This window comes from Streptomyces sp. NPDC051105 (genome assembly GCF_040682795.1).
GTDB lineage: Bacteria > Actinomycetota > Actinomycetes > Streptomycetales > Streptomycetaceae > Streptomyces.
In genome coordinates this window covers 170,516-186,809 of the sequence record NZ_JBFBBR010000003.1, presented here as the reverse complement: position 1 = coordinate 186,809, position 16,294 = coordinate 170,516, and the positions used below count along the sequence as shown (strand labels likewise).

At 72.0% G+C, this 16,294-nt stretch carries 15 protein-coding genes; 4 read left to right on the top strand and 11 right to left on the bottom strand.

Annotated elements, in window-relative coordinates:
* Nucleotides 1-164 precede the first annotated feature (164 nt).
* The 3 genes from AB0N16_RS08285 to afsQ1 are packed head-to-tail and all read right to left on the bottom strand — an operon-like array spanning nucleotide 165 to nucleotide 3,006.
* Nucleotides 165-767 carry a hypothetical protein gene (locus AB0N16_RS08285; protein WP_365794383.1) on the bottom strand — a complete coding sequence of 201 codons (603 nt, stop codon included), beginning with the start codon at nucleotides 765-767 and terminating at the stop codon, nucleotides 165-167.
* Nucleotides 767-2,332, bottom strand: a complete 1,566-nt coding sequence (locus AB0N16_RS08280; RefSeq protein WP_365794381.1) for a HAMP domain-containing sensor histidine kinase — start codon at nucleotides 2,330-2,332, stop codon at nucleotides 767-769. Before AB0N16_RS08280 ends, AB0N16_RS08285 begins: the two co-directional genes overlap by 1 nt.
* Entirely contained in the window at nucleotides 2,329-3,006 is a 678-nt protein-coding gene (gene afsQ1 / locus AB0N16_RS08275) for a two-component system response regulator AfsQ1 (RefSeq protein WP_174855921.1), read from the bottom strand. The genes AB0N16_RS08280 and afsQ1 overlap by 4 nt, the downstream gene beginning before the upstream one ends.
* A 240-nt stretch (nucleotides 3,007-3,246) precedes the next feature.
* On the opposite strand from afsQ1, the gene AB0N16_RS08270 reads away from it, so the two are divergent.
* Complete coding sequence (locus AB0N16_RS08270; protein ID WP_365794378.1) at nucleotides 3,247-3,984, top strand: SigE family RNA polymerase sigma factor; 738 nt, start codon at nucleotides 3,247-3,249, stop codon at nucleotides 3,982-3,984.
* 263 nt (nucleotides 3,985-4,247) lie between these two features.
* Here AB0N16_RS08270 and AB0N16_RS08265 read toward each other — a convergent pair whose 3' ends face one another.
* A complete protein-coding gene (locus AB0N16_RS08265; protein WP_365794376.1) occupies nucleotides 4,248-4,892 on the bottom strand; it encodes a uridine kinase in 645 nt (214 codons plus the stop codon).
* A gap of 127 nt (nucleotides 4,893-5,019) precedes the next feature.
* Here AB0N16_RS08265 and AB0N16_RS08260 point away from each other — a divergent pair, with 127 nt between their 5' ends.
* Nucleotides 5,020-5,427 carry a hypothetical protein gene (locus AB0N16_RS08260; RefSeq protein ID WP_365794373.1) on the top strand — a complete coding sequence of 136 codons (408 nt, stop codon included), beginning with the start codon at nucleotides 5,020-5,022 and terminating at the stop codon, nucleotides 5,425-5,427.
* Between the two features lie 74 nt (nucleotides 5,428-5,501).
* On the opposite strand, the gene AB0N16_RS08255 is transcribed toward AB0N16_RS08260, so the two are convergent.
* From AB0N16_RS08255 to deoC, 3 genes are read right to left on the bottom strand one after another with little or no spacing between them, the layout of a single operon-like run.
* On the bottom strand, nucleotides 5,502-6,407 hold the full coding sequence (locus tag AB0N16_RS08255) for an aldehyde dehydrogenase family protein (RefSeq protein WP_365794371.1): 906 nt from the start codon (nucleotides 6,405-6,407) through the stop codon (nucleotides 5,502-5,504).
* On the bottom strand, nucleotides 6,408-7,865 hold the full coding sequence (locus AB0N16_RS08250) for an aldehyde dehydrogenase family protein (protein ID WP_365794369.1): 1,458 nt from the start codon (nucleotides 7,863-7,865) through the stop codon (nucleotides 6,408-6,410).
* Nucleotides 7,866-7,885: 20 nt separating this feature from the next.
* Nucleotides 7,886-8,842 (bottom strand): deoxyribose-phosphate aldolase, encoded by a 957-nt coding sequence (gene deoC, locus AB0N16_RS08245; RefSeq protein WP_365794367.1) that lies wholly within the window; start codon nucleotides 8,840-8,842, stop codon nucleotides 7,886-7,888.
* 205 nt (nucleotides 8,843-9,047) lie between these two features.
* On the opposite strand from deoC, the gene AB0N16_RS08240 reads away from it, so the two are divergent.
* Complete coding sequence (locus AB0N16_RS08240) at nucleotides 9,048-9,689, top strand: PH domain-containing protein (RefSeq protein ID WP_365794365.1); 642 nt, start codon at nucleotides 9,048-9,050, stop codon at nucleotides 9,687-9,689.
* A gap of 237 nt (nucleotides 9,690-9,926) precedes the next feature.
* On the opposite strand, the gene AB0N16_RS08235 is transcribed toward AB0N16_RS08240, so the two are convergent.
* The 4 genes from AB0N16_RS08235 to AB0N16_RS08220 all read right to left on the bottom strand — a co-directional run bounded on the left by AB0N16_RS08235 (nucleotide 9,927) and on the right by AB0N16_RS08220 (nucleotide 14,667).
* The gene (locus tag AB0N16_RS08235; RefSeq protein ID WP_365794363.1) at nucleotides 9,927-11,111 is read right to left on the bottom strand and encodes a hypothetical protein; all 1,185 of its coding nucleotides are present in this window, start codon (nucleotides 11,109-11,111) and stop codon (nucleotides 9,927-9,929) included.
* Between the two features lie 255 nt (nucleotides 11,112-11,366).
* Nucleotides 11,367-12,998, bottom strand: coding sequence for a phospho-sugar mutase (locus AB0N16_RS08230; RefSeq protein ID WP_365794361.1), 1,632 nt, complete (start codon nucleotides 12,996-12,998; stop codon nucleotides 11,367-11,369).
* A 260-nt stretch (nucleotides 12,999-13,258) separates the two neighbouring features.
* Complete coding sequence (locus AB0N16_RS08225; protein ID WP_365794359.1) at nucleotides 13,259-14,083, bottom strand: purine-nucleoside phosphorylase; 825 nt, start codon at nucleotides 14,081-14,083, stop codon at nucleotides 13,259-13,261.
* A gap of 143 nt (nucleotides 14,084-14,226) precedes the next feature.
* Entirely contained in the window at nucleotides 14,227-14,667 is a 441-nt protein-coding gene (locus AB0N16_RS08220) for a gamma-glutamylcyclotransferase (RefSeq protein ID WP_365794357.1), read from the bottom strand.
* Nucleotides 14,668-14,764: 97 nt separating this feature from the next.
* Between AB0N16_RS08220 and AB0N16_RS08215 the strand changes: the two genes are divergently transcribed.
* Entirely contained in the window at nucleotides 14,765-16,213 is a 1,449-nt protein-coding gene (locus tag AB0N16_RS08215; protein ID WP_365794355.1) for an NAD(P)H-quinone dehydrogenase, read from the top strand.
* The last annotated feature ends 81 nt before the right edge of the window (nucleotides 16,214-16,294 follow it).

Below are 16,294 nucleotides of genomic sequence, written 5' to 3'. Positions count from 1 at the left end.
CACGCCCCGCAGGCCCGCCCCGCAGGCACGCCGCGCAGGCACGCCGCGCAGGGGCGCGGGGCTGTACCGACATGCGGTTCCGCCGCGTGGGCGTGACCAGCCCCCACCGACCCGCACCCGCCGCACAACCCTCCCCGGCACCCCATCAGGCGCCGGGACACCCCTCACCCGGAAGAAACCTCACCGGCCGGAGGCCGGTTCCCACTCGGCGAGTTCCGGACCGCGTCCGTGCACTCGTACCGCCGCAACGGCTCCCGCCCAGGCCCGCCCAGGATCACCGAACCGTCGCCCTCGGCCGCGGCCGAGTCGGAGAGCGTGCACACGATCTGGCCCAGCGCGTACGCCGTCAGCTGCGCCGGCGAGGTGCTCAGCCGCAGCGTGTCATCGGGGTCCCCGGGCCGGGGCCCGACGACCGACATCCCGCCGCGCACGTACGTCGTGTAGCCCGCCGCCTTCTCGGCGGCCGTGGGCGTCTCCGCGAGCTCGTCAAGGAGCCCCTGGGCGACGATCACCCGCCGCTGCGCGTCCGCCGTGCCCTCCGGGACCCGCACCTCCCGGTCCACGGTCACCAGCGAGGAGCCGCACAGCAGGAACACCTGCACCGGCACCCCGCGCGCGGACTGCGCCGACAGATCCGGCTGGGTCATCGAGCACGGCACCCGCGAGGGCGCCCCGCCGAAGTCGGTGGGCACCTCGGTGGACCGGATCCCGCACCCGGAGAGCGCGAGCGCCAGTCCGGCGACGGCCAGGAGTCTTCGTACGTGCATCAGGCGTCCTTCTCCCCGGCGTCCCGGCTCTCCTCGGTCAGCGTCGAGGCGTCCCGGGGCAGCCGCAGGGTGAACACCGCACCGCCCTCGGGCGAGTTGGCGGCGGTGATCGTGCCGCCGTGGATACGGGCGTTCTCCGTCGCGATGGACAGACCCAGACCGCTGCCCTCGGAGCGCGGCCGGGAGGCGCTCGCCTTGTAGAACCGGTCGAACACGTGCGGCAGGACGTCCTCGGGGATGCCCGGACCGTGGTCGCGTACGGCGATCACCAGCTCGCCGCCTTCTTCCTGGTCCATGCGCACCGACACCCGGACCGGCGAACCGCCGTGCTTGAGCGCGTTGCCGATCAGGTTGGCGAGGATGACGTCGAGGCGGCGCGGGTCGAGGCGGGCGTGGATGCCGCGCTCGGCGTCCAGCTCCACCGCGTCCAGCCAGGCCCGGGCGTCGATGCAGGCGGTGATCTGGTCGGCGATGTCGACGTCGTCGAGGACCAGCCGGGCCGTACCGGCGTCGAAGCGGGTGACCTCCATCAGGTTCTCGACGAGGTCGTTGAGGCGGCGCGTCTCGCTGACGACCAGCCGGACGGCGGGCTCGATCATCGGGTCCATCGACCCCGACTCCGCCTCCAGTTCCTCCTCCAGGATCTCGGTCACGGCGGTGATCGCGGTGAGCGGCGTCCGGAGTTCATGGCTCATGTCGGCGACGAAGCGACGCGAGGCGTCGTCCCGCGCGGCCATGTCGTCGACCCGTTTCTCCAGCGCCTCGGCAGCGTCGTTGAACGTCCGGGAGAGATCGGCGAGTTCGTCCGTCCCCGACACCCGCAGCCGGGTGTCCAGCTTGCCCTCGCCGAGCCGCCGCGCGGCGACGCCCAGCCGGTGCACGGGCTTCAGCACGGTGGTGGCGGCGGCCTGCGCGAGCAGCGCCGAGCCGATGAGCGCGAGCCCGGTGGCGATCCCCAGCGACCACGCCAGCGAGTTGAGGTCCTTCGCCTCCGGCTCCAGGGACTTCATCATGTAGCCGGACGGCCCGCCGCCGATCAGCCGCGTCCCGGCCACCAGGTACGGCGTGCCGTGGTCGACGACCCGCTGCCAGTACAGGTGGTACGCCGACTTGTTGGAGTCGGTCAGCTTCTGCTGTCTGTCGACGGCTTCGCGCAGCGACCGGGGCACGTCGTCGAGCGCGAACGCGCTCAGCCCGTCCGAACTGCCGTACACCGTCTTGCCGTCCGCGTCCTGGCCGACCAGCAACACGCTGAAGCGCTGGCTGCTGTTGGCCATCTGCCCGGCCGTGCGCTGGAGTTCGTCCTGGCTGGGATGGATGGGCAGCACGCCGGCCCGGTTCTGCATCTCCTGCTGGAAGTCGCGCAGCACCGCGTCCTGGGTACGGGTGAGCACGGCCTCGCGGTTCAGCCAGTACGCGATGCCGGACGCGGACACGGCCGCGGTCAGCGCCACGAGCCCGAAGACCACGACGAGTCGCAGCCGCAGACTGGTGAAGCGCAGCCGGGACACGGCTCCCTTGCGATCCACGGCCCAGCCGCGGAAACCCCCTTGCCGGTCCGTCACTGAGGAGCGTCCAGGCGGTAGCCGACACCACGGACGGTACGGATCAGGGTCGGGGAGGAGGGCACGTCCTCCACCTTGGCGCGCAGCCGCTGCACACACGCGTCCACGAGCCGGGAGTCACCGAGGTAGTCGTGCTCCCAGACCAGCCGCAGCAACTGCTGCCGGGACAGCGCCTGCCCGGGCCGCCGGCTCAGTTCGAGCAGCAGCCGCAGCTCGGTCGGCGTCAGCTGGAGATCCTCGCCGTTCTTCGTCACGGTCATCGCGGACCGGTCGATGACGACGTTGCCGTAGGTCGCCGAGTCGCTGGACTCCCGTTCCCCGCGCCGCAGCACGGCCCGGATCCGGGCGTCGAGCACCCGGCCCTGGACGGGTTTGACGACATAGTCGTCGGCCCCGGACTCCAGCCCGACCACCACGTCGATGTCGTCGCTGCGCGCGGTCAGCAGAATGATCGGCAACTGGTCCGTGCGCCGGATCCGCCGGCACACCTCGAACCCGTCGATGCCGGGCAGCATGACATCGAGGACGATCAGATCGGGCCGCTGCTCGCGCAACAGCTTCAGACCGTCCTCACCGGTCGCAGCGGTGGCCACCCGGTGCCCCTGGCGCGTCAGTGAGAGCTCCAGGGCCGTACGGATGGCGTCGTCGTCCTCGATCAGCAACAGGGAAGGCACGGGCTCATTCTGGCCCATGCGGGGCCTGTCGTACGACCTGTGCGACTGGTAGCCGCCCGCAATCCTCCCTAGCGCCACCATCTGTGCATCGGGTGTGGACTCTCTGTGCCGAACCCCTGTGACAGGTCTGTGACAGTCGGCGGATACGGCCGTGAAGGTGGCCCGGCAGAGTTCTCGGCACGGGCAGGGGAACCGCCTGAGCAAGCCGAACTACCGGAAGTCCACGACGGGGGGCGCGAGATGAACACGCTGATCAGCCACAGCACCAGCGCAGTGGTCACGCGTCTGCACGACGTGCACCGGGGTTCCGAGAAGTCCGGTGCCGTGAGCGGGCGGGGGTGCGCTCGCGGCACCGGGCGTCAGCACACCGGCTACATGGCGGTGGTTGACAGCTTCACGGGGGAAGCACACGGGGGACCCGCATACGGGGAGGACACGGGGGAGCGTCGCTCGCTGACCGAGGCGGAGTTCACCGCCTACGTCCAGGAGCGCCGCGCCTCCCTGTACGCGACCGCCTACCACCTGACCGGTGACCGCTTCGAGGCGGAGGACCTGCTGCAGAGCGCGCTGTTCTCGACGTACAAGGCGTGGGACCGGATCAGCGACAAGGCGGCCGTGGGCGGTTACCTGCGGCGGACGATGACCAACCTGCACATCAGCGCGTGGCGGCGCCGCAAGCTCAACGAGTACCCGACCGAGGAACTGCCGGAGACGGCCGGTGACACGGACGCGATGAGCGGCACCGAGCTGCGCGCGGTCCTGTGGCAGGCCCTGGCCCGGCTCCCCGAACTCCAGCGCACCATGCTGGTCCTGCGCTACTACGAGGGCCGCACGGACCCGGAGATCGCGGAGATCCTCGACATCAGTGTCGGCACGGTGAAGTCCAGCATCTGGCGGTCGCTCCGCCGGCTGCGCGAGGACGAGGTCCTCAGCTTCGGCCGTGACGAGGAGAACGCCTTCGGGGAGCTCGTCGCCTGAAGGTAAGGGGATCCGGGGGGATCCCGACGGGGAGGGCCCGGGGGACTCACGGGGGACGCGAGTCAGGGCCCACGGGGGGAAGCGAGTCCGGGGGGACTCGCGGGGGAAAGCACGGGGGAGCTCCGCCACGGGGGACACGGGGGTGTTCGGCGGAGCGACGGGGGAGCGGGACTGGAGGGCCGGGGGGTCCATCCAGTCCCGCGCCCTTTTGCGCCTGAACCGGCGCCGCTCTCGCGGACGTGGTCGGTCGCCGTCGTGGTTGCTCAGTTGATGGTCGCGGTGGTCTTCGCTGTGCCGTGCCGCCCGACGGCTGCCGCCGCCAGCCGGCCCAGTGCCTCGTCCCGGTCGCACGGGTGCGCGCCCAGCGACACCTGGCGGGCCACGATCGCCCGCTCCGCGCGCATCAGCCGCCAGCCGCGGCGCAGCAGGAACGGCACCGACTTGCGGCCCTCCTTGAGATCGCGCAGGAAGCGCCGCCGGAAGGTCCGCATCGGGCCCCGGTTCAGGCAGAGCGCGTCGGCCAGCAGCCCCAGCTCCCGGCAGCGCTCCACGATCTCGGCGGCGAAGATGCCCTCCGCGATGAACAGCGGGGTACGGCCGATGTGCACCGCCTCCTCGCCGGTACGGGCGCTCAGCGCGATGTCGTACACCGGCACCGGCGTCGACCCCGTGGCGCAGAGCCGGGCGATGGCCTCGACCGCGACCTCCGCGTCCCAGGACTCCGGGTGGTCCCAGTCGATGTCCGAACTCCCCGCCACCAGCGGCAGGGTCGGGTCGTCGCCCTCCTTGTAGAAGTCGTCGAGGCGCAGCACGGGCAGCCCGGAACGGGCGGCGACGAGTGACTTGCCCGAGCCGGAGGGGCCGCACAGCAGCACGACACGGGCGGGGGACGGGAGATGAAGGCTCACGGAACACCAGTTTGACGCATGGGGGGCCTCCTGCCGACCCCGCGGGTCGGCTTTGGAGCGTGAGTCACACCTCAACTACCCTGGGTGCCGACCTGATTACCCTGCGCACCCGAAGGTGGCATCAGTAATGGCCCGAATCGCGTCCTCCCCGACTCCGACCGCTCAGCGCGCCCTGGTCGCACTCGCCACGGCAGGGGTCGCGCTCGGCGCGGGCGCCGCGACGGCCGCCGCGGACACCCAGCACGTCACGGACCCCTTGGTGCGGACCCGGCCCACCTCGCTCGGTCACATCGACCCGCAGGCGGGCGTGCGGGCGCTGGGGGCCGTGCTGCCGTATGTCACGGGGTCGGTGGCGGGGCTGAAGCCCAACCCGCTGGCGGGCACGGGTGTCGACCCCCTGGACAACGCGGTGGGGACGCAGGTGGCCGACTTCCAGCCGCTGACGTCGAAGATGGTGACGGGGCCGGTGGCGCAGGCGCCGTCGGTCGGAGCGATGCCGGTGCTGGGGCAGGCGCTGGACAACGCGGGGAGTTGAGCGCCCCGTAACGGGCGGGGGGAACTGCGCGACCGGCCACGGCCGGCCCGCAGTTCCCCGCGCACGGACACGAATCAGTAGGAAGACCCCGACGCGCCGAGCGCCCCCGTCGGGTGCCAGACCGTCTTCGTCTCCAGGAACGCCGTGAGGCGCTCGGTTCCCGGGGTCTCGGCGTAATCCACAGGCTGTGGACGCACCACGCGCTTGAGGTTGTCGGCCGCCGCGATCTCCAGTTCCTTCGCCAGCGCCTCGTCGGCGCCCGCGAGGTCGATCGCGTTGACGTCCTGGTGGGCGGCGAGGGGCGCCGCGATCTCCGCCGTACGGCCGGAGAGGACGTTGACCACTCCGCCGGGGACGTCGGAGGTGGCGAGCACCTCGGCCAGGGAGAGGGCCGGGAGCGGTGACTTCTCACTGGCGACGACGACCGCCGTGTTGCCGGTCGCGATCACCGGCGCGACCACGGACACCAGGCCCAGGAACGACGACTCCTGCGGGGCCAGGACGGCCACCACGCCGGTCGGCTCGGGGGAGGAGAGGTTGAAGAACGGGCCCGCGACCGGGTTGCCGCCGCCGACCACCTGGGCGATCTTGTCGGTCCAGCCCGCGTACCAGACCCAGCGGTCGATGGTGGCGTCCACGACCGCCGCCGCCTTGGACTTGCCGAGGCCCTCGGCGTCCGCGACCTCGCGCACGAACTGGTCCCGGCGGCCCTCCAGCATCTCCGCGACGCGGTAGAGGACCTGGCCGCGGTTGTAGGCCGTGGCCCCGGACCAGCCGCCGAACGCCTTGCGCGCGGCCACGACCGCGTCCCGGGCGTCCTTGCGGGAGGACTGCGGCGCGTTGGCCAGCCACTTGCCCTTCGAGTCGGTCACCTCGTACACCCGGCCGCTCTCGCTGCGGGGGAACTTGCCCCCGACGTACAGCTTGTAGGTCTTGAAGACGCTCAGACGCTGCTGCTCGGACTTATCGACTGCGCTCATTTATCGCTCGCCCTCCTGGCTCGACGGGGCGAGGTATGCCTCCAGGCCGTGGCGGCCGCCCTCGCGGCCGAAGCCCGACTCCTTGTACCCGCCGAACGGCGAGGTGGGGTCGAACTTGTTGAACGTGTTGGACCAGATCACGCCCGCGCGCAGCTTGTTCGCGACGGCGAGGATCCGCGAGCCCTTCTCGGTCCAGATGCCGGCGGACAGGCCGTAGGGCGTGTTGTTGGCCTTCGCCACGGCCTCGTCGGGCGTGCGGAAGGTCAGGACCGACAGGACCGGGCCGAAGATCTCGTCGCGGGCGACGGTGTGCGCCTGGGTGACGTTCGTGAAGAGCGTCGGGGCGAACCAGTAGCCGGCGGACGGGATCTCGCAGGCCGGGGACCAGCGCTCGGCGCCCTCCGCCTCGCCCTGCTCGACGAGGGAGGTGATGCGCGCGAGCTGCTCCGCGGAGTTGATCGCGCCGATGTCGGTGTTCTTGTCCAGCGGGTCGCCGAGGCGAAGGGTGGACAGGCGGCGCTTCAGGGAGTCGAGCAGCTCGTCGTGGATCGACTCCTGGACCAGCAGACGGCTGCCGGCGCAGCAGACCTGGCCCTGGTTGAAGAAGATGCCGGTGACGATGCCCTCGACGGCCTGGTCGATCGGGGCGTCGTCGAAGACGATGTTCGCGCCCTTGCCGCCCAGCTCGAGGGTGAGCTTCTTGCGGCTGCCCGCGACCGTGCGCGCGATCTCCTTGCCGACGGCGGTGGAGCCGGTGAAGGCGACCTTGTTCACGTCCGGGTGGGCGACGAGCGCGGCGCCCGCGTCACCGTAGCCGGGGAGGATGTTGACGACGCCCCTGGGCAGGCCCGCCTGGCGGCAGATGTCCGCGAAGAAGAGGGCCGACAGGGGCGTGGTCTCCGCCGGCTTGAGAACGACGGTGTTGCCGGTGGCCAGCGCCGGGGCGATCTTCCACGCCAGCATCAGGAGCGGGAAGTTCCAGGGGATGACCTGGCCGGCGACGCCGAGGGGCCGCGGGTTCGCACCGAAGCCCGCGTGGCCGAGCTTGTCGGCCCAGCCCGCGTAGTAGAAGAAGTGCGCGGCGACCAGGGGGAGGTCGGCGTCGCGGGTCTCCTTGATCGGCTTGCCGTTGTCCAGCGTCTCCAGGACGGCCAGCTCACGGCTGCGCTCCTGGATGATCCGGGCGATGCGGAAGAGGTACTTGGCGCGCTCGGAGCCCGGCAGCGCGGACCACTTCCCGAAGGCCTTGCGGGCGGCCTTGACGGCCCGGTCGACGTCCTCGGTACCCGCTCGGGCGACCTCGGAGAGGACCTCCTCCGTGCTGGGGCTGACGGTCTTGAAGACCTTGCCGTCGGCCGCCTCGGTGAACTCGCCGTCGATGAAGAGGCCGTAGGAGGGCGCGATGTCGACGACGGAGCGGGACTCGGGCGCCGGTGCGTACTCGAATGCGGTGGTCATCTTTTCCTTGGCCATGGTGATCAGTCCACCGTCACGTAGTCGGGGCCGGAGTAGCGGCCGGTGGCCAGCTTCTGACGCTGCATCAGCAGGTCGTTCAGGAGCGAGGAGGCGCCGAAGCGGAACCAGTGGTTGTCCAGCCAGTCCGTGCCCGCCGTCTCGTTCACCAGGACGAGGAACTTGATCGCGTCCTTGCTGGTCCGGATGCCGCCGGCGGGCTTCACGCCGACCTGGACACCGGTCTGCGCGCGGAAGTCGCGCACGGCCTCCAGCATCAGCAGGGTGTTCGCCGGGGTCGCGTTCACCGCCACCTTGCCGGTGGAGGTCTTGATGAAGTCGGCGCCGGCGAGCATGCCCAGCCAGGAGGCCCGGCGGATGTTGTCGTACGTCGACAGCTCGCCGGTCTCGAAGATGACCTTGAGCCGGGCGGCGCCGGAGGCCTCCTTCACGGCGACGATCTCGTCGTACACCTTGCGGTAGTTCCCCGCGAGGAACGCCCCGCGGTCGATGACCATGTCGATCTCGTCGGCGCCCGCGGCCACGGCGTCCCGCACGTCGGCGAGCTTGACCGGCAGCGCCGCGCGGCCCGCCGGGAAGGCGGTGGCGACCGAGGCGACCTTGACGGACGAGCCGGCGACGGCCTCCTTCGCGGTGGCCACCATGTCGGGGTAGACGCAGACGGCGGCCGTGGCGGGGGTCGTGCGGTCCGTGGGATCCGGGTGGACCGCCTTGGCGCCGAGCGCCCGGACCTTGCCCGGGGTGTCCGCGCCTTCCAGCGTCGTCAGGTCGACCATCGAGATGGCGAGGTCGATGGCGTACGCCTTCGCGGTGGTCTTGATGGAACGGGTGCCGAGGGAGGCGGCACGCGCCTCCAGGCCGACCGCGTCGACGCCGGGCAGCCCGTGGAGGAAGCGGCGCAGCGTGCTGTCGGACGCGGTGACGTCAGCAAGTGCGTGGGGTGCGGTGGTGGGCATGGTCACCACCCGAGCATATCTACGCGCGTAGCGGCTGTACACCCCGACGGAACGGTTCTTCTCGAGGGTGGCGGGCTTCGCGCCCCGAAGGGGCGCGGGGCCGTATCGATATGCGGCTGCCGCCTGGGCGCGACCCGCCGCGGACGGCCCGCCCGCGCACCGGAGCACACCCCACGGCACCACGGCACCCACCTGAGGCACAATCGGCGGCATGACCACGCCCCTCGTCAAGGACCGCATCTACCGCTCGCCCCAGGCGCTGATCGGCGGCGTACTCCTGCTCGCCATCGTCGGCTGGCTGGGCATCGACGCGCTGCTCCGGGGCCATGGCCACACCCCCTGGCTCGCCCTGGCCGCGCTGATCCTGCTCGTCCCGCTGGTGGTGGCGTTCACCCTGCGTCCGGCGGTGTTCGCGGGCGAGGACCGGCTGCGGGTACGCAACCCGTTCCGGGTGATCACGCTGCCCTGGGGGGAGATCGCCGCCCTGCGCTCCGGCTACTCGAACGAGGTGATCGTCAAGTCGGGCGCGAAGTACCAGCTGTGGGCGATCCCCGTCTCCCTGCGGAGCCGAAAGAAGGCGGCGCGCCGGCAGACGAGGGCGGAGTCGGACGCGCGGGGCGGACGGACCGCGGCCGCCGGGCGCGTGTTCGGGGGCCTGCGGGAGCCGGACGGCGCGTCCGGGCCGTTGCGCGCGGAGAGCGACAAGATCATGGACGACCTGCGGCAGCTGCTGGAGCGGCGGGGCGAGGCCGAGTCCGCACAGGGCGGGATCACGGTCCGCTGGGCGTACGAGGTGGCGGCGCCGGCGATCGTGGGAGCGGTGCTCCTGGTGATCCTGCTGGCGATCGGCTGACCCGGCCCGGCCCCGCGCGCTCTGCCCCCGTGCCCGTGCACCCCCGGTGTGATCGTCGAACACGGCCCGACCGACGACATGTTCGGCGACCCGCAGGACCCGCGCACCACGGACTACGTGAACGGCCGCTTCGGGTAGGCCGCGGCGACTTCCGCCCGGGGGCGGATGCCTCCAATGGGGGCTGGGGGGCTGGAAGCAGGCGTCCGAGAAGCAGGCGACGGCCCAACACCCCGTGAATCACGGCGCGCTCGGCCACACCAGCAGCATGTACGCACCGCAGTACGCCGACCCGGCGACCGCGGCCGTCAGCGCCAGTACCCGCGACCGCCGTGACGCGCGGGCGAGATACCCGGCGACGGGCAGCAGCAGCGGGAAGCCGGGGAGGAGGAAGCGGGCCCGCGGGAAGTAGACGCCGCCGCTGGCCACCACGATCAGCAGCAGGACCGCGCTGAAGACGAGCAGCGGGAGCGGTTGCCGGTCCGCCACCGCGAGCCCGAGCAGCACGACGGAGGCGAGCATCGTCAGGCTCACCACCACCAGGAACAGCTCCGGCCGCGGGACCTGCCCGAACAGGTGCCGCAGCCAGCGCAGGGTCTCGACGCCGCCGTCCAGCTCGTTGTGCCACATCCGCTGGACGGCGAAGTAGCCGTCCCAGCGGCCGAGTCTGAGGCCCACCCAGCCGACGTACGCGCACCAGCCCAGCGGCGCCAGCACGGCCGCCGTCAGCGCGCGGGGCGAGAAACACGAGCGCAGGGAGAGCAGTGCGGCGACCGTCACCGCGGCGGCCACCGCGATCCCGGTCGGCCGGGTCAGCCCCGCCAGCACCGATCCCGCCGCCGCCCACAGCCAGCGCTCGCCCAGCACCGCGTACAGCGTCCACGCGGCGAACGCCGTGAACAGCGACTCGGTGTAGCCCATCCACTGCACCAGACCCACCGGGTACGCCGCCCACAACACGGTGAGCAGCACCCCGGTCCGCCGCCCGCCCAGCCGGTCGCCCACCGCGAACACGCCCCAGGCAGCGGCCAGCGACGCCAGCCAGGCGAGCCCGAGCCCGGTACTGGCCCGGGTGCCCGGGGTCAGCACGGCCACGGCCTTGACCAGCAGCGGATACAGCGGGAAGAACGCCAGGTTGTTGTGGTCGTAGGCGACGCCGAGTGTGTGCGTGTACCCGTGGTCGGCGATCCCGAGATACCACCGGGAGTCCCACTGCGTCGCCAGCATCGGCCACACCCCGTGGTGCCGTCGGTGCGCCCACACGGCGAGGAACACCAGCCCGGTGAGCCGTACGGCGAGATACGCGGCGAGGGCCGGCGCCGCCCGGCTCAGCGCGTGGCGGGGGACGGCCGCGGTCGGGAGGTGGGGTCGTCGGGAGCCCGGAACGTGTCCGCTGGGGGCGGTGTCGGGGGCGGTCGAGGACACGGCGGCGGCTCCAGACTCCGGTACGGCGGCGGTGGCGGGCGTTACCCGACCACCGTTTCCCGGCCGCCGGGGCACGGCGCGGAACCCGGGTCAACTACCGCAGGGAAATCACCCGATGGGGTGCTACGGATCCGTACATGGGCCAACGAGGAGGTCCGGTCCGCCTCACCGTGCCCGTGCGGCACGCCTGCCTCGCCGGCGGCCGACGCCGGCCGGGAGGGGCGGGGCGGGGGGCGCCCGCGGGCGCCCCCCGGTTCAGATGCCGGCTGCTGTCGACAGGTCCCGCTTGATCGCGGCCAGGGTCTCGGTCGCCTTGGCGCGGGCCGCCGGGAGGTCGGCGTGCGTGGCCACCGGGACGACGACTTCCAGGTAGCACTTCAGCTTGGGCTCGGTGCCGCTGGGACGGACCACGACCCGGGCGCCCGTGAGCGTGTAGCGCAGGCCGTCGGTGGGCGGGAGCCGGTCCGTGCCCCGGTTCAGGTCCTCCGCCCGGGTGACGGGGAGGCCGGCGAGCGCGGCCGGGGGCTGCTCGCGGAGCGTCCGCATGGCGTCCGCGATGACGGAGAGGTCCTCGACGCGGACCGAGAGCTGGTCGGTGGCGTGCAGGCCGTGCTCGACGGCGAGGTCGTCGAGGAGGTCGAGGAGGGTGCGGCCCTCCTCCTTGAGGACCGAGGCCAGCTCGGTGATCAGGAGCGCGGCGGTGATGCCGTCCTTGTCGCGGACGCCGTCGGGGTCGACGCAGTAGCCGAGGGCCTCCTCGTAGCCGTAGCGCAGGCCGTCGACGCGGGCGATCCACTTGAAGCCGGTGAGGGTCTCCTCGTAGGGCAGTCCGGCCTTCTCGGCGATCCGGCCGAGGAGGGAGGAGGAGACGATCGACTCGGCGAAGACGCCGGTCGCGCCGCGCCGGACCAGGTGGGCGGCGAGGAGGGAGCCGACCTCGTCGCCGCGGAGCATGCGCCACTCGCCGTTGTCCTTGACGGCCGCGGCGCAGCGGTCGGCGTCGGGGTCGTTGGCGATGATCAGGTCGGGGTCGGTGGCGCGGGCCCGGGCGAAGGCGAGGTCCATCGCGCCGGGCTCCTCCGGGTTGGGGAAGGCGACGGTCGGGAAGTCGGGGTCGGGGTCGGCCTGCTCGGTGACGAGGGTGGGGGCGGGGAAGCCGGCCCGGGCGAAGGCGGCGAGCAGGGTGTCCTTGCCGACGCCGTGCATGGCCGTGTAGACGGTCCGGGCGGTGCGGGGGGAGCCGTGGGCCAGGACGGCGTCCGTACGGGCCAGGTAGGCCTCCAGGACGGCGTCGTCGAGGGTTTCCCAGCCGGTGTCGGGGCGGGGGATGTCGTGGAGGCTCGCGATCGCGTGGATCTCGGCGGCGATCTCGGCGTCGGCGGGCGGGACGATCTGGGAGCCGTCGCCGAGGTAGACCTTGTAGCCGTTGTCGCGGGGCGGGTTGTGGCTGGCGGTGACCTCTACGCCGGCGACCGCGCCCAGGTGCCGTATGGCGAACGCCAGGACGGGGGTGGGGAGGGGGCGGGGAAGCACGACGGCCTGGAGGCCCGCGCCGGTCATGACCGCCGCGGTGTCGCGGGCGAAGTCGGCGGACTTGTGGCGGGCGTCGTAGCCGATGACGACGACTCCGCCGGTGTGTCCGTGCCGCTTGAGGTAGGCGGCCAGGCCGGCGGCGGCGCGGATGACGACGGTGCGGTTCATGCGCAGGGGGCCGGCGCCGAGTTCGCCGCGCAGGCCGGCGGTGCCGAACTGGAGGGTGCCGCTGAAGCGGGCCGACAGTTCGGTGATGTCACCGGCGTCGAGCAGCTTGGCCAGCTCGTCGCGGGTGTCCGGGTCCGGGTCCTCGGCGAGCCAGGTCCTGGCCCGGGCGATGAGATCGTCTTGCACGGTCGTCGTCCAACCTCTCGTGGTGTGCCTGCGGCGCCTGTGCTGCTTCGGTGGGGGTGCGCGGAGCGCCTACGGGTGGTGGTGGGCCGGGGCGGCGCACTGCGATCGTCGTGGGGTGCGGTCCGTCGTCGTGGTGGGCCGGCGGGTCGTCGTGGTGCCGGGTGCGTGTGCCCGCTCAGGGGCCCGGGGAACCGCGCGGCCGGCCACCGGCGGCCCCGCGGTCGCTGTACGACCCTTCGCGGCACCCTCTGCCCGGATTCTCAGATCCGGCCCAGTACCTGCGCGAGCAGCTCGCCCATCCGTGCCGCCGAGTCGCGGCCGGCCTGGAGGACCTCCTCGTGGTTCAGCGGTTCGCCGGTCATGCCCGCCGCCAGGTTGGTCACCAGGGAGATACCCAGGACCTCGGCGCCCGCCTCGCGTGCGGCGATCGCCTCGAGGACCGTCGACATGCCCACCAGGTCCGCGCCGATGACGCGGGCCATGCGGATCTCGGCCGGCGTCTCGTAGTGCGGGCCGGGGAACTGCGCGTAGACGCCCTCTTCGAGGCTGGCGTCGATCTCCTTGCACAGGGCGCGCAGGCGGGGGGAGTAGAGGTCGGTGAGGTCGACGAAGTTGGCGCCGATGATGGGGGAGGTCGCCGTCAGGTTGATGTGGTCGCTGATGAGGACCGGCTGGCCGGGGCGCATGCCCTCGCGCAGGCCGCCGCAGCCGTTGGTGAGGATGATCGTCTTGCAGCCGGCGGCCACGGCGGTGCGGACGCCGTGTGCGACGGCGGCGACGCCACGGCCCTCGTAGTAGTGCGTGCGGCCCAGGAAGACCAGCGCGCGCTTGTCACCGAAGGAGTACGAGCGGATCTTGCCGCCGTGCCCCTCGACGGCCGGCGGCGGGAAGCCGGGCAGCTCGGTGACCTGGAACTCGGCGTCGGGAGCGCCCAGGGCGTCGACGGCCGGAGCCCAGCCGGAGCCCATCACGAGGGCGACGTCGTGGGTCTCGGCGCCCGTGAGCTCACGCAGGCGCCCGGCGGCCGCCCCGGCAGCGGCATGGGGGTCGCCCTGGATGTCGTCCGGAAGAAGAGATGCGTTCACGCGGACGAGAGTAGCTGGTCTGGGCCTACGCGCGTAGATGACTGAGCTCACGGGATGGCGATCGTTGTCTTGTCGTTTCCAACGACCGGTGTGACGCAGGTAACTTTTGTTCTGGCTGTGGGTGGTCTGTGTGGTTTGGGGGCTCAGCAGGGGCGCTTGCGGAGTTCCATGACGTAGTCGTGCGGGGCGCCCGCCGACTCCGCCGCGTCGGCGATCTCGCCGAGGTAGCGGGCCGAGGGGAGGCCGCCCTCGTAGCCGTTGAGGACGTAGAGCCAGGCGGTCTCCTCGCCCTCCAGCGTGTGCACGCGCACCCGTGCCCGGCGGTAGATGCCCATGGCGACGCCCTCCCAGCGGTCCATGGACTCCTCGTCCATCACGGCGAGGTCGTAGAGGCCCACGAAGACCTGGGAGAGGGGGTCCTCGACGATCGTCGCCAGCGCGCCCTCCCAGCCCATCTGCTCGCCGCCGAAGGTCAGCCGCCATCCGTTCAGCCAGCCGGTGGCGCGGAGGGGGGAGTGCGGGGCGCGGCGGGACATCAGCCGTGCGTCGAGATTGCCGGCGTACGCGGCGTAGAGCGACGACATGGGGAGAGGGTACGGCAGCCGCCCCAGGTACCTCTCCAGCCCCGGGAGGCGCCGGGTGGCGCCCCCCGGGCAGTAGCACCTTGAGGGGTGCGGGACAATGGAGTACGTGACTCGGATCGTGATCATCGGTGGCGGACCCGGCGGCTATGAAGCGGCGCTGGTGGCAGCGCAGCTCGGCGCGGAGGTGACCGTCGTCGACTGCGACGGTCTGGGCGGAGCGTCGGTGCTGACCGACTGCGTGCCGTCGAAGACCCTTATCGCCACGGCCGAGGTGATGACCAACTTCGACTCCTCGTACGAGGAGCTGGGGATCATCGTCGCCGACGACACCCCGCCGCTGGAGCAGGCGGCACGGGTGGTCGGGGTCGACCTGGGCAAGGTCAACCGGCGTGTGAAGCGGCTCGCGCTCGCCCAGTCGCACGACATCACCGCCTCGGTGACGCGTGCCGGCGCCCGGGTCATGCGGGGGCGGGGGCGGCTGGAGGGCATGCAGGCCCTGGACGGGTCGCGGAAGGTCGTGGTCGCGGCCGCGGACGGGAGCGAGGAGACCCTGACCGCGGACGCGGTGCTGATCGCGACCGGTGGGCATCCCCGTGAGCTGCCCGACGCCCAGCCCGACGGTGAGCGCATCCTGAACTGGACCCAGGTCTACGACCTCCACGAGCTGCCCGAGGAGCTCATCGTGGTCGGGTCGGGTGTGACCGGTGCCGAGTTCGCCGGCGCGTACCAGGCGCTGGGGTCCAGGGTCACGCTGGTGTCGTCGCGGGACCGGGTGCTGCCGGGTGAGGATCCGGACGCGGCCGCCGTCCTGGAGGACGTCTTCCGCCGTCGTGGCATGAACGTCATGGCCCGGTCGCGGGCCGCCGCCGCCAAGCGGGTGGGGGACCGGGTCGAGGTGACGCTCGCGGACGGCCGGGTCATCAGCGGTTCGCACTGTCTGATGGCCGTCGGCGCGATTCCGAACAGCGCCGGTCTGGGGCTGGAGGGGGCGGGCGTCAAGCTGCGCGACTCCGGGCACATCTGGACCGACAAGGTGTCGCGGACGACCGCGCCCGGTGTGTACGCCGCCGGTGACGTGACCGGTGTCTTCGCTCTCGCGTCGGTGGCCGCCATGCAGGGGCGGATCGCCATGTACCACTTCCTGGGCGACGCGGTGGCTCCGCTGAACCTGAAGACCGTGTCGTCCAACGTGTTCACCGATCCGGAGATCGCGACGGTGGGGTACACCCAGGCGGACGTGGACGCGGGCAAGATCGACGCCCGGGTCGTGAAGCTGCCGCTGCTCCGCAACCCGCGCGCGAAGATGCAGGGCATCCGGGACGGCTTCGTGAAACTGTTCTGCCGGCCGGGGACGGGGATCGTGGTGGGCGGTGTGGTGGTCTCACCGCGCGCCTCGGAGCTGATCCATCCGATCTCGATCGCCGTCGACAACAATCTGACGGTCGAACAGATCGCGAACGCGTTCACCGTGTACCCCTCTCTTTCGGGGTCGATCGCGGAGGTCGCGCGGCAGCTGCACACGCGGAAGACCGGCAGCGAGCTCTGACGGCCGGAACCGACTCCCCGCTGGTCACGGGGAGTTGTCGAGCATGCGTGCGGCATAGTCGGGTGGGGTAGCTCCTATACC

Coding starts and splice junctions, on each gene's coding strand:
- AB0N16_RS08220 (WP_365794357.1), bottom strand. CDS start 14,667: ATGTCGTCGCTCTACGCCGCGTACGCCGGCAATCTCGACGCACGGCTG.
- AB0N16_RS08285 (WP_365794383.1), bottom strand. CDS start 767: ATGCACGTACGAAGACTCCTGGCCGTCGCCGGACTGGCGCTCGCGCTC.
- AB0N16_RS08240 (WP_365794365.1), top strand. CDS start 9,048: ATGACCACGCCCCTCGTCAAGGACCGCATCTACCGCTCGCCCCAGGCG.
- AB0N16_RS08215 (WP_365794355.1), top strand. CDS start 14,765: ATGGAGTACGTGACTCGGATCGTGATCATCGGTGGCGGACCCGGCGGC.
- AB0N16_RS08270 (WP_365794378.1), top strand. CDS start 3,247: ATGAACACGCTGATCAGCCACAGCACCAGCGCAGTGGTCACGCGTCTG.
- AB0N16_RS08260 (WP_365794373.1), top strand. CDS start 5,020: ATGGCCCGAATCGCGTCCTCCCCGACTCCGACCGCTCAGCGCGCCCTG.
- AB0N16_RS08250 (WP_365794369.1), bottom strand. CDS start 7,865: ATGACCACCGCATTCGAGTACGCACCGGCGCCCGAGTCCCGCTCCGTC.
- AB0N16_RS08255 (WP_365794371.1), bottom strand. CDS start 6,407: ATGAGCGCAGTCGATAAGTCCGAGCAGCAGCGTCTGAGCGTCTTCAAG.